This window comes from Hufsiella ginkgonis (genome assembly GCF_009834915.1).
GTDB classification, from domain to species: Bacteria; Bacteroidota; Bacteroidia; order Sphingobacteriales; family Sphingobacteriaceae; genus Hufsiella; species Hufsiella ginkgonis.
In genome coordinates, this window is sequence record NZ_WVHS01000005.1 from 80,501 (window position 1) to 96,289 (window position 15,789).

At 45.1% G+C, this 15,789-nt stretch carries 14 protein-coding genes; all 14 read right to left on the reverse strand.

Features of this window, described 5'->3' with window-relative positions; translation table 11 throughout:
• The 14 genes from GS398_RS19105 to GS398_RS19170 all read right to left on the reverse strand — a co-directional run bounded on the left by GS398_RS19105 (nt 1) and on the right by GS398_RS19170 (nt 15,778).
• A complete protein-coding gene (locus GS398_RS19105; protein ID WP_160908429.1) occupies nt 1–792 on the reverse strand; it encodes an HpcH/HpaI aldolase family protein in 792 nt (263 codons plus the stop codon).
• On the reverse strand, nt 773–1,243 hold the full coding sequence (locus GS398_RS19110) for a NanQ anomerase/TabA/YiaL family protein (protein WP_160908430.1): 471 nt from the start codon (nt 1,241–1,243) through the stop codon (nt 773–775). The genes GS398_RS19105 and GS398_RS19110 overlap by 20 nt, the downstream gene beginning before the upstream one ends.
• A 2-nt stretch (nt 1,244–1,245) precedes the next feature.
• Nucleotides 1,246–1,920, reverse strand: coding sequence for an acylneuraminate cytidylyltransferase family protein (locus GS398_RS19115; protein WP_160908431.1), 675 nt, complete (start codon nt 1,918–1,920; stop codon nt 1,246–1,248).
• Between the two features lie 214 nt (nt 1,921–2,134).
• Nucleotides 2,135–3,025 (reverse strand): glycosyltransferase family 2 protein, encoded by an 891-nt coding sequence (locus GS398_RS19120; protein ID WP_160908432.1) that lies wholly within the window; start codon nt 3,023–3,025, stop codon nt 2,135–2,137.
• 4 nt (nt 3,026–3,029) lie between these two features.
• Nucleotides 3,030–4,193, reverse strand: coding sequence for a glycosyltransferase family protein (locus tag GS398_RS19125; RefSeq protein ID WP_160908433.1), 1,164 nt, complete (start codon nt 4,191–4,193; stop codon nt 3,030–3,032).
• A gap of 34 nt (nt 4,194–4,227) precedes the next feature.
• Nucleotides 4,228–5,649, reverse strand: a complete 1,422-nt coding sequence (locus GS398_RS19130; protein ID WP_160908434.1) for an oligosaccharide flippase family protein — start codon at nt 5,647–5,649, stop codon at nt 4,228–4,230.
• Complete coding sequence (locus tag GS398_RS19135; protein ID WP_160908435.1) at nt 5,646–6,671, reverse strand: glycosyltransferase family 2 protein; 1,026 nt, start codon at nt 6,669–6,671, stop codon at nt 5,646–5,648. The genes GS398_RS19130 and GS398_RS19135 overlap by 4 nt, the downstream gene beginning before the upstream one ends.
• 1 nt (nt 6,672) lies before the next feature.
• A complete protein-coding gene (locus GS398_RS19140; protein WP_160908436.1) occupies nt 6,673–7,797 on the reverse strand; it encodes a hypothetical protein in 1,125 nt (374 codons plus the stop codon).
• A 167-nt stretch (nt 7,798–7,964) separates the two neighbouring features.
• Nucleotides 7,965–8,831, reverse strand: coding sequence for an NAD-dependent epimerase/dehydratase family protein (locus GS398_RS19145; RefSeq protein ID WP_160908437.1), 867 nt, complete (start codon nt 8,829–8,831; stop codon nt 7,965–7,967).
• 40 nt (nt 8,832–8,871) lie between these two features.
• Entirely contained in the window at nt 8,872–10,173 is a 1,302-nt protein-coding gene (gene rfbH / locus GS398_RS19150; protein ID WP_160908438.1) for a lipopolysaccharide biosynthesis protein RfbH, read from the reverse strand.
• 39 nt (nt 10,174–10,212) lie between these two features.
• Nucleotides 10,213–11,292 (reverse strand): CDP-glucose 4,6-dehydratase, encoded by a 1,080-nt coding sequence (gene rfbG, locus GS398_RS19155; RefSeq protein WP_160908439.1) that lies wholly within the window; start codon nt 11,290–11,292, stop codon nt 10,213–10,215.
• Nucleotide 11,293: 1 nt separating this feature from the next.
• On the reverse strand, nt 11,294–12,064 hold the full coding sequence (gene rfbF, locus GS398_RS19160; protein ID WP_160908440.1) for a glucose-1-phosphate cytidylyltransferase: 771 nt from the start codon (nt 12,062–12,064) through the stop codon (nt 11,294–11,296).
• Nucleotides 12,065–12,091: 27 nt separating this feature from the next.
• Nucleotides 12,092–13,132: a ferredoxin--NADP reductase gene (locus GS398_RS19165; RefSeq protein ID WP_160908441.1), complete on the reverse strand. Its 1,041-nt coding sequence runs from the start codon at nt 13,130–13,132 to the stop codon at nt 12,092–12,094.
• A 213-nt stretch (nt 13,133–13,345) separates the two neighbouring features.
• Nucleotides 13,346–15,778 carry a GumC family protein gene (locus GS398_RS19170; protein WP_160908442.1) on the reverse strand — a complete coding sequence of 811 codons (2,433 nt, stop codon included), beginning with the start codon at nt 15,776–15,778 and terminating at the stop codon, nt 13,346–13,348.
• Nucleotides 15,779–15,789 lie beyond the last annotated feature (11 nt).

The window sequence follows — 15,789 nt, forward strand, 5'->3', positions numbered from 1 at the left end:
TTATTCCTGCCTTACTGCGTCCTTCAACGATTTCATTTCATCTCTTGCCTTATCGCCGAGGAAAAAGAAATCGATACTAAATGCCAGGAAGGTATATCCTGCATTAAATTTATCTACTGTTTTTTGGTGATCGGAAGAGATCACATGAAAACCGAGCGGCTTCTTTAATCGCTTCGCTATTTCTTCTACTTTGCTGAGCGCTTCGGCTACGTCGGGGTGCTCATAATTGCCGGGCATACCCATCGAAGCTGAAAGATCATATGGGCCAATGATAATTCCATCGATGCCCTCCACGGCTAAAATAGATTCCAGGTTATTAACAGAATCGATATGCTCGATCTGCGCAATTACAACGGCTTCATTTTCCAGCCAATCCTGGTATTCCTGGAAACCTGTGCCGTAATTTTGCGCCCGGTTTAAGCCAACCCCACGTTTTCCTTTTGGCGGATATTTAACAAAATCGACGGCCTGTCTGGCTTCTTCGGCATTCCGGACCGTTGGCACGATCACGCCATCTGCGCCGGCATCCAACATCCGTTTTATGATCACTTCTTCGTTCTTACTCACCCGCACAAGTGCTTTCATGCCTTTTCCCTGGATAAGCGCGATCATATTCATCGCCTGGGAGATGTCGATCGCCGCGTGTTCAAGATCGAGTGTGAGCCATTCAAACCCTGCTGTGGCTAAAATCTCTACAACAGACTGGTGCGGTATTGTCAACCATGAACCGATAGTAAGCTCACGGCTCGCTAATTTTTTTTTGAGGGACCAGTCAGGCGAAATATTTTTCATATATCTTAATTACGATTTTATTCACTTCAAGCACTTCGCCGGCCGGGTTTAATGCAGCCAGGTGCGCATCTTCCGGGAAGAACACGGCGAAATAACCGGGCTTTAGCATCACCGTTCCCAGGTGCGCGTCTTCGTGCGGATAAAAGAATTCGCAGTCGGAATGTGACGAGTAGGCGGTCCGGGTGGTAAGCTTAGGTCTGTCATAAACTTCAATCCGTTCGGTGCCCTGCAGTAAAAACTGGATATCTACATACTGGTTATGCGCCTCAACCATGTTATTATTGTCGTGGCTGGTTTCATACCTCAATATCTTTGCATAGACTTCTTCACCGTTCAAAGGTTTCTCCCCGGTTTCGTGCAAATGTTGTGCAGTAGCTAAAAATGCACTGATAAGCTCAACTGCTTCTGGCTTGAGCGCCCTGTATAGCTGGTCAATTTTTCCGTAAATCATTATCAGGCGTTTTCCGTCAATATTTTGTACAGTCCCTCAGCAATGATAAAATCCTGCGGCTCATCAATGTCTACGGCTTCCAGCTTATCAATGGGGTACATGAGTGGTTTAATCCCTATACGTTTCCCATCCGCCTCTTTAAAGGATTGCTTCGTGAAAATGTAAAAATTCGAATTGTCTTCGAATACCGGGGGCAGGTCTTGTGTACGAAGTAATTCTTTAGGGTTGTGATTTACCGGCCGGCCGTCTTCCCAATAAAACCTGGTTTGAAACCGTGTTACGGAAAATACGGAATCACATGCTTCACTCGCCAGAAAAGTCTCTAATGCCTTATCAACTGTCGCTATTTTAAGTAAAGGGCTCGTACTATGGGTTTGTATATATACATCCCCATCCGTTTGGGACATATCATAGCCAATAATGTCGTTCATGGGAACAAAATCGCCCTGGATCTCAACGGGCCTATCGACGATTTTTACTGAAGGAAAATTGGCGTTAACATCTTTCTTTATGTTTTCGCTATCTGTATTAATTACGATCTCGCTGATCAGTTTCGATTTTAACAGTTCTTTAACCACCACATGATAAAGTGGCTGGCCATTAAATAAGCGTAAGTTTTTATTTTTAACTCGCTCAGAATTTCCCTTCATGGGAACAAGAGCAATAATTTTTTTCATCTATTAACTAATATGTAATTATGTAATTTGCAATGCAGCAGCTCGTTAAATATTATAAATATAAGAAAAAAACGGCTTTTTCATTAATTAAGCAAATATAAGCACAGTTTTGGTATTAGCGAAAAGAAGGAGAATTTGCGGAGGAAGATCGCTTTAAAATTTACGAAAATCGCCTGGGCCTCCACCGTATAGAGGCACGTTCCGGAGGTCACACCTATTTCATTTTCGAGAGGTAATAATTCAGGTGTCTTGCCATGTCACACGCGAAGAACACAAAACGCTGAACCAGGTTCTCTGAGTGGCTTCTAGCATAATAATAACGGTACTTCCAGTAAGAAGAACTGCGAAAGTCGAAGAATCTTGCTTTAAAATCTTTAAGCGTGTAATTTTTCTTTATATCTATCCCACTGGTTGTTTCCGGGTTAATGTATACAAGTGCTTTATAAGTAACCAAAAGTGGAAAGCCTGCCCGACGCGCTCTGACTGGTAACTCGGTATCGCCACGATGTTTGAAGTGTTTAAAATCATAAAGACCAACTTTACGGATCACTTCAACCGGTAAAAAAACCCCGCGGCCAATCAGGTCAGAAGACGATGTGAGGGTGTTTATATCAACGTCCGACAGCTTCTTTGATGCATTGTACATGGTAGTCTTTGCGCTCCACGGATGCATGAATTTGCCTCCGTACAAAATGATGTCCCTCGCGTTTACATCTGCTGCAGCACAACCGATCAGCGCTCCGGGATTATCCCGGATCACATCGTAAAAATTCTCAAGCCAATCCTCGTCAACCAACACATCATCGTTTTGGAGTATCAACCCGTGAAGACGGTCTTTAAAATGCTCCATTGCAAAGCGAATCCCGGCATTTACCGACCCAGTCCACCACTGGTTTCCTTCTGTACGTACCACATGTACTTTAGGGTAGTTGGAATTTATCCACTCCGAGCTACCGTCGGTGGACGCATCATCAACTACTACCAATTCAAACTCGGCTATGCCCCTGCCATTTACCCGGGTAACCGCCTGGTAGATGGCGGCTAAGCCTTTTTTTGTAATTTCAATCCTGTTGTAGATGGGAATAATAACTGCAATTATGTTCATGCATCTATTTACTTATCTCTGTATTCGGCCTGCAATTCACAATAGTCGTAATAAAATAGTCTTCAAACGCGCTCATCTTCAGAATCTCCATTTTTCCTTCAGTCGTACTCCGGCCGGTATCAAAATGTTTTAACAGGTGGGTTAAATCACCCACGTCGTTATAAATAAACAGGCCGTCCAGGTTATAATAGCTTCGGGCTGACCCGGGATCTACCACGAGCGGAATGCCGGATAACATAAATTCAATTACCTTGGTAAGCACGCCCGACGAAGGTTGGTTGTAAAGTACTACTCCCTTACACCCGGCAAGTTTTTGCTGAAGGACCTCATTGCTGAGCGTCCCCAAAATATTAAAATTCGCCAGGCCGGAATACTCAGCGTTAAAGCGCTCAGTTCCATAACCGGCGAGGTCGATCACCACTTCACCTAAGCGCCCTTCGAGGTTATCAATTAACTTCTTCATCCCCAAATAGGTAGGCAGGTTAGTTGCCGTACCTATTAATAAAAAATTTCCCGTGGACCGCCTTTTTTTCCTGATCTCTTCAAAGTAATTTACCACTTCTGTTACCGGATAATATGGCAGATAGTGTGCCTTTACACCATGTAAATTAAGAAGCCACTCTTCCTCTCTCGCGATTGCAAAGGTGTGTAAAGCGGTCGACTTTAACATCTTCATTTCATTGGGAAGCCAGGCTGGTGCCGTCTTACTATGTAAAAAGCTCTTGCGACCGGGGACAAGTGATTCTAAATTATGCGGGATAGCAAAAACCGGCAGTTTGTGTTTCTTCAACAGGAACGCAAGCAGAAAGAACCGATCATAAGTGCTCTCCCATATAAAAGCATGGTAATTATTTTTCAGCATTGGTTTCACGCTGGTTACGAAATAGCGGTAACTAAACCCGATAAATAATATCTCCTGCGGAAATGGTTTTATAAAAATCCTTGCCTCGATGCAGAATTTCACGAAATACAAGGCGTATAACGGCGCTCTTAATAACTTATAGATCGTCGGCTTGGAGTCTGAATGTTCCCAGTTAAGGCTATCTAAAATAAATCCGCGTCGTTGGAGCAGTTCTACAACCTGGGCTGTCCGTCGTTCTCCACCATGTCCAAATGGCTTTGCCTTAAATGGAGAGTGATGAAGAATACGTAATCCTTTTTCCTGCATTTTCTTATAACTGTATTGAAGGGGACTTAACAAATTACGGCTTTACCAAACTGTATTTACGCCATGATACATAGCCACCTACCGTTAGGATAGCGATGAACATTAATATCTTTATGCCCATCTGCATGCCCGTAACCGAGATGGATATGGCATAAGCAACGGCAAAGAACGCGCTTAATTTCATAAAGAACATGATTGATAATTCATTTTTTAGATACCGGTAAACAGCGAGCACGCTGAAGAAGAACGTAAGCACCGTCGAACCCAGGAACGCAGCAGATAAATACTCAGCGCCATATTGAGATCCATACCATAAAATGGGCACCTGTAACATTGCACATAAAATGGATAGATAGCTTAATTCACGTTGCCTGTTAATTGCCCCTAATAAGGTACCGATTAAACATACCAGGGCGTAAAGCGCCATGTACCAGCACTGATAACCTAGTACCAGGCCGGTGTTTACATATTTTTCTCCGTAAATAAACAATACGATCTCCTTAAGGAAAAAAGTAACCCCGAACGCGCCTACTACGCCGATTAGAGACATAATAATGAAAATATTCTTGGTACGCCTGATAAAGGACTGCCTGTCTGAAACGAATAAGGACGATAAATTGGGGAACAGGGAAACCAACGCCGTATTAAGGACCAAGCTAAGCGGTGAAAGCACCCTGTTGGCGATATTGTAATAAGCAACTTGTGCCAGGCCAGCCCTATGTTCGAGAAATAACACCGGGATTTGATTACTAAGTAAGGTTAACAAGGCCAGGTAGTAATAGGGCATCGATTCCCTGGCGATGTGGCGGGCATCGCTCCTGAGATGCTGCATGTTGCTTTCCCCGGTAAAATACTTGAACCGGTACACCGAATAGATATATATAGCCGTTTTAGCGAAGTTCAGCATCGCAAAAACGCCAAACAGGATATTCAAAGTCATGTAATGCGCCGGCATTACCAGGATGATGATAACCCAAAAAACGTTATTGGCCAGGCTTATCACGCCTGTAAACTCCATTTTTTCGAGGCCAAATGCTACGCCTTCGATTAGCTCGTAGAGGGCCGAAATCACGATACTAAAAAAAGTTAACGCAAATAATAAGCCGCCGTAATCTTTATTGAAAAAATAATAACTGGTGTACAAAATCAGCGCAGCTATTATACCGAAGGATCGGACCGTTAGCGAGGATATGAACACCTTTTTCGAATTTTCTTTATCCCGTGCAATCGTCCGGACTACAATATTTTTGAGTCCCAAAGATGCAACCACCACAAAAATAGTGACATGAAGCTGCAGCAAGTTATATGATCCATAGGTGTCGGTAGACAGGTATCTCGCAATCTTGATACTGGTAAGTATGCTTAAAACCTGGGATATAATATTACTGGCCGTAAGAATGGAGAAATTTCTAAAAAAAGTACTGTTCCTAAAGGACTTCATTGCAGAGATCTTCATTTCCTACCCTTAAATTTGCTGAGTGTCTTACTAAGCCTGGTTTTAAACCTTGACTGGAACAGGTTAGGCGTGTCGCCGATCTTCTCGATAAGCGACAACTCATTTTCTGACCACCCTACTTTCTTAAGAAGCGGCCGTAACTCGATATCCCATTGTTCCGGAAGCATGACACAGTAATTATACAGGAGCGTTCTGATCGGCCACTCATATTTCAGGATCGCCAGGAACTCGATCACGGCTTGATCGTTTACAAAGATCCGGTCTTTGAGGAAGAGCATGCCTTTTAAATCAAGTATGATCCTTTTGTAGCCGCTGCCGAAGCTTGGTAACCCGATCCTGCATTTTATCGGATATTCATCGACGTAAAGAAGCTTCTTTCCGCTTTTAAGATAGGAGAACCAGTAAAAAAGGTGTGTGTAAGCAGTCCCCGATAACGATTCATCGAACTTGGTATCCCTAACCGAATCGGTATTGTAGACTACGGAACTGATAAAGCTCATTATCCCCCCAAGAGACCTGCAAAGGGTATAATAATATTTCTCCGTTAATGGTAAAGTGAAATCCACCAAAAATGAAGGGACGTCATCCCTGACGAATTTCTCCATACCTGTTTCATTCATGTCTATATCACACCTTATCCTATTGAACGCAAAAACTCCAATCTCCGGTCGTGTAGCTATCAGCTCCAGTATTCGCCGAACTGCTCCTTCTGCTAATGCGTCGTCATCACCGAGCAGCCAGGAGTATTTCCCTCCTGCCAGCACCATAGCCCGGTGAAAATTCCAGTCAGCGCCCTTGTTAACATCACTTCTGGCGTACTTTATACTTATAGACGGGTTATCTTTTATCAGCTGCGCTACCACCGTTTCAGTATCATCTAAGGACGCGTTATCGCTGATACATATTTCTACAACCGCGGACAACTCAGGAGTAACCTGGGAGAGGATGCCCACGATATTCTCTTTCAGGTAAGTGCACCTGTTATAGGTAGGGATGCATATCGACAATTGGATGCTGCTCATATCATTCTTTAACGCGTGTTAACTTTAAAGCGGTAGTGGCGCTTATTCTTAACAGGTAAAGCGCTACAACGGTGGCCGGAATATATCCCGGATCGAATAAGGAATAGCCCGTGAAGACGGTGGAAAGAAGCATGGCAAAATACGCTTTGACATAACCCGTGGTAGTGTTCGACCGGGTGCTAAAAACACGGAAAAAAATAATTACCCAAATCAGCGCCCCAAAGATTCCAAAGTGCAGAAAAATGCCGGTAAGGCCCAAGTCAGCATCGTAAAAACCAAGCTGATCGGATAATTTCGTCAATTTGAGCTGGAGACGACTTCCGCCGAACGGAACCCCGTTCCCGATCGCATAGGTGGTAGTATTTTCCTGGAAATTTGTAAGGAAATACTCGTGCGCCTGGTACCGAACGTCATCTTTAAAGTTTTTTACCTGTAACTGCGAATCCGCACTCAGCTTAACTATAAGATCTCGTGAAACATACAGTCCGGCCATCATAACGACAATAAACATCAACGTGGTACCGGCCCGCTGTTTCACCTGGCTAAAAAATACAAGTGTGACCGCCCCCAAGCCTAACCCCAACAAATTCATACGCGAACGGGTGAGGAAAAACAAACAAAAACAGCCGAAAAGAAACAGCCCCAGGTGGACAAGCTTACGCCGCTCGATGTATTCGCTCAAAAAATAAAAGCAACCCAGCGCGGTAAATCCCTGGCCATAAAAGAACACGGTCAATCCCCCACGGCGTGATTCTGATCTCCATGCAAACAATACATCGGGGAAGACCGCCGCGTTAATTATAAAAACAATAAGTGTCAGGAAAAAAAACTTGCGTAGTAAGGACTCAATATTATCGGCGGAAAAACCGCCGAAAAGGAAAATGAAATATAACAGGAACGAGTAATAAGCAATTGAACCGATAATCGACTGCAGGAATGGCTGTCCCCAAATGTAAAACGCAGGAATGGCGCTTATTAACACACTTATGATAAAGAATAGCACCAGTTTATCCATAAGGTTGGGCTCCTTGATCACCGGCTTCGAGTTAAACCAAAGAAAAACCAGCAAACCAGCAACGGCCATTTCGGTTATCTTGTTCAGGTTACCGATAAAGGTCGGGGACAAATACTTGAAGTTAAAAAATTGCAAAAGGAACAATACCAGCGCAAACACGATTAGTTGAAGGCTTTTTTTCGCTCCTGCAGTAAAAAATCTGCCAATTTCAATAATCATATCTGCCTTCTCATTTTCGTGAAACTAATCCTCACCACAATTATCCGCGAGCCCGGAATTTAGGAAATATTTAGCATTGCGGTTATTCCTTCTTTTAACGAGTATCGAGGCTCCCACCCAAGCGATGCTATCGGTTCGATGTTTGCGACCGCATGCATGATTTCATTTTCACGATAAGGGAGTGCGCCGAAATTAAACGTAGAGGTGGAGCCCGAACAGGCCGCTATAAGTAAAACCAATTGATTAACGGATGTCGGCGTACCGGTACCCACTTCGAATTCAGAAAACCCTTCCGCCAGTGATTCATAACTTTCCAAAACAACTTTATAGGCAGCGGCAACGTCTTCTACATAAACAAAATCCCTCACCTGTTCCCCGGGCGTTAGCTCAATAAGCTGCTTATTCATTTTAATATCGGAAAAAAGCTTCGGTAAAAACTTGTCAGGTGCGTCGCCCGCACCATACATATGGAAAAGCTTCAGATTGATCGTCTTACAACGCTTATTAATTAATTTAAGCCAATCGGCGGCATGCCTCTTTGACAGCGTATAGTCCCCAAGATACTTATACTGATAGTTCGGATTATTAAAAAAGCTATCAGTATTGATAAACATTTTTGTCCCGTATTTATCCGCAAGCTCATACAAATCTACCGGTAACTGTATATTGGTGCTAATAAGCTTATTAACAGGCTCGCCATGACGGCGATATACCGTTGCCACGTGCAACACGGCATATATCTCATAACGCTTGAAGATATCTTCCGGGTTGTCTGTAGAGGCGAATACCTCGAAAGAGTATCCGGTCAGACGAAACAGGTTCTGCGTGCTGTACTCCAGCCCGATCACCTGGTATTTATCAGAGAGATATTTAGCGATATTGGAACCAAGAAAACCATTGATGCCTGTTATAAGAATTGTTTGCATTGGTGCCGACCGGGATTACGTAAAAAATTAATACAATTAGTTAAGCAAGATAGCTTTTAATTACATCCGCGATATAATCATAATGACTCTCATCCAGACCGGGCCAAACCCCCAGCCAAAAAGATTGATTCATCACGATATCAGTATTCTTAAGATCGCCTATTACGCGGTGGTTTACCCCGGCATAAGCAGGCTGGCGCAACAAATTACCAGCAAATAGCAAACGGGTCCCGATCTTTTTCTCCTCCAGGTGCTGAACGATCATGTGCCTGTCTGCAGCATCGCCTTCACGAAGTGTCATTAAGAAACCGAACCAGGACGGGTCGCTATTTGGTGTTGGCTCAGGAAGGATAAAAACCTCCTCAAACTGTTTCATCCGTGCGTAAAGGGCCTGGTAGTTCTCTTTCCTGCGCTGCACGAAATGGTCTACCTTTTTAAGCTGCGATACACCGAATGCCGCCTGCATATCAGTTACTTTCAGGTTAAAACCTACGTGCGAGTAAGTATATTTATGGTCATAGCCGTAAGGAAGCGAGCCCAGCTGCTGTGAAAAGCGACAGCCGCACGTATTATCCTTCCCGGGCTCGCAATAACAATCGCGTCCCCAATCCCGGAAGCTTTCCGCCAGTTTTGCAAGCTCAGGATTATTGATAAGTACCGCCCCACCTTCACCCATGGTGATGTGATGAGCGGGATAGAATGAGAATGTGGAAATATCACCGAAAGTTCCGGTTTTTTTTTCCCGGTAAGTGGCGCCGAGTGAATCGCAATCATCTTCAATCACCCACAAATTATATTTTTTCGCTACACGCATCACTTCATCCAAATCGAACGGATTGCCAAGAGAATGGGCGATCATGATCGCTTTGGTTTTGGGTGATACCGCGAGCTCGATCTGGTCTGACTGTACGTTATGCGTCGCCAGGTCCACATCAACAAACACAGGCACTGCTCCGAATTGCACCATCGGATTTACTGTTGTTGGAAAACCGGCCGCCACCGTAATCACTTCGTCTCCTGGTTTTATGGCGCGGTCGCCCAATTTAGGCGACGTGAGCGCGTAAAAAGCTACCAGGTTTGCTGACGAACCGGAATTAACCAGCAACGCCTTAACCGCACCAAAGTAGGCGGCAAACTCATGCTCGAATTTGTTAGCGAACCGTCCGGTGGTAAGCCAACCGTCAAGTGCTGCTTCAACGCCAAAAAGGATATCTTCTTCGTCCATCACTTTTCCGGTAACCGGGATATAATGCTCGCCAGGAATAATGATTTTGGTCGTGTTTGCCTTCGCGATCTCCCTTAGGCTTTGTTCAAGTTGGGGATTATTAATGTTCTTCAGCATTTGATAATAGTTATTCAGCCAGCTAAGTGGCAGGCATATTTAATTTTGTATAAATTCTATGATTTGTTGCTCGGTAAACGGTATGATCGACGAAGGTTCATTTTTATACTGTTTGTACCAGGCAATAGACTGTTGAATAGCTTTCAGCGCGTTATATTTGGGCACCCATTTCAGTTCAGCTGCCGCCTTGCTGATATCCAACTTAAGCAATCCGGCTTCGTGTGGATTTTTCTCAGATACCAGTAATTCAAAATCCCCTTTGCCCCACGATTCGATCGCCAATGCCACCATCTTACTTACGGGAAGTGCATCGGTAACTTCCGGGCCAAAATTATAAGCCTGTGAGAAATAAACCGGGTTAACTGCTAACTTGCTGCCAAGCAACAGGTAACCCAACAATGGCTCGAGCACGTGCTGCCACGGGCGTACAGAATGCGGATTCCTGATCACAACCTTCTCGTCCTTTGCAAGCGCACGCGCTATATCGGGAATAAGCCTGTCCTTCGCCCAATCGCCGCCACCGATCACGTTTCCCGCACGACCGACTGCGATGCTTTTCCCATGCTCGTGGTACTTTGATACATTAAAAAAAGAATTCCGATAGGAATCGATCACAAGTTCGGCGCATGCTTTACTCGCACTGTACGGATCGTACCCGCCCAATCGATCGCCTTCCCGGTATGGGTATATCCATTCGTTATTATGGTACACCTTATCGGTCGTAATCAGTACTACACTACATGGCTTTTCCAGCACCCTGATAGCGTCAAGCAAGTTGGCGGTACCTATCGCGTTTACCTCGAACGTTTCCGATGGTATCTCGTAAGACAATCTTACCAGCGGCTGTGCAGCCAGATGAAAAACAAAATCAGGCTGAAAGCTTTCAACAGCCTGGAGTAACTTTTCCCGGTCGCGCAAGTCTCCTATTACCGAGTCGTTCAGCGTATCCCCGTTCAGCAGATGATAAAGATCAAAATCATTCTCAGGCGCCAATGAGTAGCCCTTAACGTCAGCGCCCAACATAGACAGTAACTTGAGCATCCATGAACCCTTAAAGCCCGTATGCCCCGTAAGAAAAACACGCTTCCCTTTATATGTTTCTTCTAATTCTTTAAACATATTACCAGATTTTCCATTTCGCTTTACCTGCAGACCAGTCCTCCTCAAGCTCTTGCTTGTCGCGAAGCGTATCCATAGGCTTCCAAAAACCATCATGCTTATACGCCGCCATCTGATTTTCCGCCGCAATTCTCTCCATCGGATCTCGCTCCCAAATGGTACTGTCGCCATCAATATAGTCAAATACTCCAGGTTCGCATACAAAAAACCCGCCATTTATCCATGCACCGTCGCCTTTCGGCTTTTCCATAAAAGAGCGTACGGTATCGTTGTCGGCCAGATCAATTGATCCAAAACGGCCCGACGGCTGCACCGACGTAACAGTGCACATTTTTCCTTTAGCTTTATGGAACCTTACCAGCGCCGTAATATCAACGTTACTCACACCATCACCATACGTGAGCATAAACGTCTCGTTACCTACGTGTTGTTTAATCCGCTTAATCCTGCCCCCCGTAAATGACTCGTTCCCCGTATCAACCAACGTGATCTTCCATGGCTCCGCCTGCGAGTCGTGCACTTCCATGGCGTTTTTGGTAAGATCAATCGTCACATCAGATTTATGCAAAAAGTAATTGGCAAAATATTCTTTAACTACATAGCCTTTGTAGCCCAGGCAAACTATAAAATCGTTAAATCCATGGGCCGAATATATCTTCATGATGTGCCAAAGGATTGGCATACCACCTATTTCCACCATCGGTTTTGGTCTCAATACCGTTTCCTCAGATAACCTGGTTCCTAAACCACCGGCAAGAAGTACTACTTTCATATATAAATTAATTTGTGTGACAAAAGACTAAACCTCAACCTCGACATTTTCGCCGAGGGGATACGAACAGCACAATAAATATTCGTTATCCTGTAAATCGGCCGGGCGTTTGTTAACGCCGATCATCTTAATTGCTCCCTGACGCAGGGTACCTTTACAAACGGTGCAATTTCCTGTCTGGCAGGAGTAAGATAGCTCGAGCAACGCGTCTAATCCCGATTCCAGGATACTTTTACCCTTAGGTACCTCCACCGCATGTTTCTTATTATCTTTTATTAACGAGATGGTCTGGGTAGTAACTTCTTCAAAATCCTTTGGGTCTCTTACGATCTCAAAATCCTCATAATGAATATCATCCGGCGCTACACCGACGTGTGCCAATGCTTGCCTGACGGACTCCTTCAGGCCCGTCGGTCCGCAAATGTAATGGATGGTTCCGGTAGAATTATCTGTTTGTTCCAGTAACGCAAGCACTTTCTGCTCTGTAATTCTACCCTGTATAAGATAAGGGTTGGCTGCGTCGACCGTAAGCCGCGTGTGAAAATGGACAGCCTTAAACATATCCGGGTACTCCTTTAACATTTCGCCGATCTTATTGAGAAAAATCACGCTTTCGAAGTCCCTGTTGCCATAAGCCAACGTCACCCGGTTGCCTGTATTGTGGTGTAAAATATATTTCGCTATAGAAATCAGCGGCGTGATCCCGCTGCCGGCTCCCCAAAGCATAATATGTTTGGAAGGCGGGGTACCGGCCGGGTCAAAAACAAAGTCACCCATCGGTTTAAGTACTTCAACCATGTCGCCCTCCGTTACCTTATCATTAATATGGTTAGAAACGATACCGCCAGGGATGCGTTTTACAGTGACTTCAAGACAGGGATCTACACCAGGGGCTGATGAAAACGAATAAGGGCGGATATAACGTCGTCCATTGATACGAAAGATTAGCGTAAGGTACTGTCCGGGTAGATAAGATACCTTTTTCAGAGCAGGTTGTTTGAAGCAAATAGTAACCGTGTCCTTTGTTTCCTTTTTTAGCTCAACGACCTTTAGCGTATACGTTAACATCTGCGATAGACATTATTAAGACCACAATAATAATAAAAAATTTCAAATTAATAGCGGCATTTCTTGTTAAGAAATTAAAAATATAACTTCTTTTTTGCGAATTAAATCACGGCGAAGCCAAGTCACCAAATAAAAATGACAGAAGCAACGAGTTTGTGCTTCTGTCAGTATTAACCACTTTAGCGCTTAAACAGCACCTTTTATTAAAGGATATCAGAACCTTCTCAAGAAACCCTTAAGGATAGTTCCGAACGTTTCTTTCTCCCGATCGGTATAAGAGTTGTAGTAGCTGTTTTTATATCCGCCGTAACCATAGCTATAACCATAACCGTAACCATAGCCGAATTTATCTCTCCGGATACCATTAAACACGATGGTGAATTTAGGGAATCGTTTGGCTTTGTCGATCTCATTAATAAAATCGAGCTCTTCCTTCATCGTATATCCCTGGCGGATCATGTAAACGGAAGCGTCAGCGGTACGCGCAATGATCAATGCATCCGTTACCAGGTGGATCGGCGGCGAGTCAATGATAATATCATCGTACGTCGTTTTCAACAAATTGATCAGTTCGTCGAGGCGTTCCGTTTCAAGCAGCTCTGACGGATTGGGCAGGATAGGTCCGCAGCTTAATACGTCCAGGCCGGGGATATTTGACTTCTGGATCAACGCCCCGAGGTCAGAAGTTTTCCCGGATAGAAAATCGCCGATCCCCGGGTGATCGGGGTTAAGATCGAATATCCCGGAAACTTTCGGCTTACGAAGGTCCATCTCGAGGATGATCGTTTTACGGGAAGCATAAGCTAACGTCACTGCAAGGTTAGAGCTTACAAAGCTCTTACCCTCGCTACCGATGCTCGAGGTGAATAGGGTGACCCTGCCCGGATCGTTATTGGCATGTAAATGCGAGAGGTTGGTTCGGAGCACCCTGAATTGCTCGCCGATGGCGAATTTTCCCCTGCCCTGCGTAACCACGATCGGGGTATCCGATTCCTGGTATGACAGTTCGCCCAATACCGGCACGCTCACCGCGTCTTCGATCTGGCGGCGGTGCGTGATCTGCTCGTTCATCATTTCGCGTGCATACAGGATGGCCGCTGCTGCGCCTAAACCGAGAATGAGCGCCGCACCATAGATCACGGCAGGCAGCGGCCATTTGGATTTACCGGCATGTGCATCATCCACTACTTCCGCATCCGAGATGGAGGAAGCATAACGCAAAGATACCTGCTCCCTTTTTTCCAGGAGGAAGGTGAATATCTTCTCCTTACTTTCCTGGTTACGTTTCATCGAATTGTAAGTCCTGTCCTGATCGGGAACCAGCTCGAGCGACTTCTGGATACCGCCGCCAAACGACTGCAAGGTCTGTCTTTTGGTGAGCAAGGCCGATTTGATACCCTTTACCTTTTCGTCGAAGGTCTCGCGAAGGCTTTTGATTTCCTCGTTGATGGGCGTAAACATAGGGTTTGCCTCCGGCACAGTGGCGAGCAGCCGTTCGCGTGCAGCTATTCTGTCGCCCAATTTGTCATAGAGCGCCTGCAGCGTCGGATCATCCAGTAGTCCGCTCGATGCCGGAAGCTTTTCCAATATCGCGTGATTGGACGATGCCAGTGACCTTTCTATTCCGTTGATAATACTCAACTGAATATCAACTTCATTAAGGGTGCGTATGTTTAATTGTTTAATATCGCGGAAGCCCTGCGCCTGCGAAGAGATATCGGTCATCCCAACGCTGCTTTTGTAGCGTTCGATTTCTTTTTCCGATACGGCGAGCTCGCTCCGAAGCGAGTCGAGCCGGGAGTTGATGAAATTGATGGTATTCTCAGCTTCCTTATTTTTGTCGGTCATCGCGTCAGTTTTATACCGGTCCATCAGGGTGTTCAGTACATCTTTTCCGCGTGTTGGGATCTGGTCGGTAGTAGAAAGGATAACGAAGGGTGCATCTTTATTCTCCAGGTCGACTTTCACTTTACCCATAAAATCGTCGGTAACGATATCCGGGTCGCGCACCGTAATAACCAGGGTAGCGCCCGGGTAATTGTTAAACTCGCCCGTTTTGGCCAGCTGCCAGGTACCAAATCGACTTTTAATTGGAGTGGAATAGGCATAGTCCTTGTCGCCATCTTTTTCATCGGCCAGGGTGAAGGTCTTACTATCTTTTAATATGATCTCCAGTTTTTCACCGAGCCCGTCGAGACTTCCGTTTTCGGTAATAAGCGAAAACCTTACCGGCGTATTTTTATACAGCTCCTTTTTGGTAGCGCCCGACGTCAGGTCATAACGCGCCCAAAGCTGGAGGTCCATAATCACCTGGTACATCAGCTTTTTAGATTGCATCACCTCGATCTCGTTCTCTACGATCACGGGGTTGCTGATGGGGTCGAGCTGCGTTTCGGTGCCGCTTTTGTTTAATACGGTACCGCCCTCACCGGCCACAGGGACCTTAAACTCAAGAGTCGCCACGATCGGATAGGTAGGCTTGGTAGCTTTGATATAAAAATAGGCGCCCACCATTGCCAGGACCACCGCTACCAGGAACAAAGGCCAATGGAATATATATTTCTTTATTAACCTGCTAATATCCGAAGTCTCACTCTCACCCCCGGGTAAAGCGAATGCCGTAAGCTGTGCTGTTTTCTTGCTCATAATTTATAGGA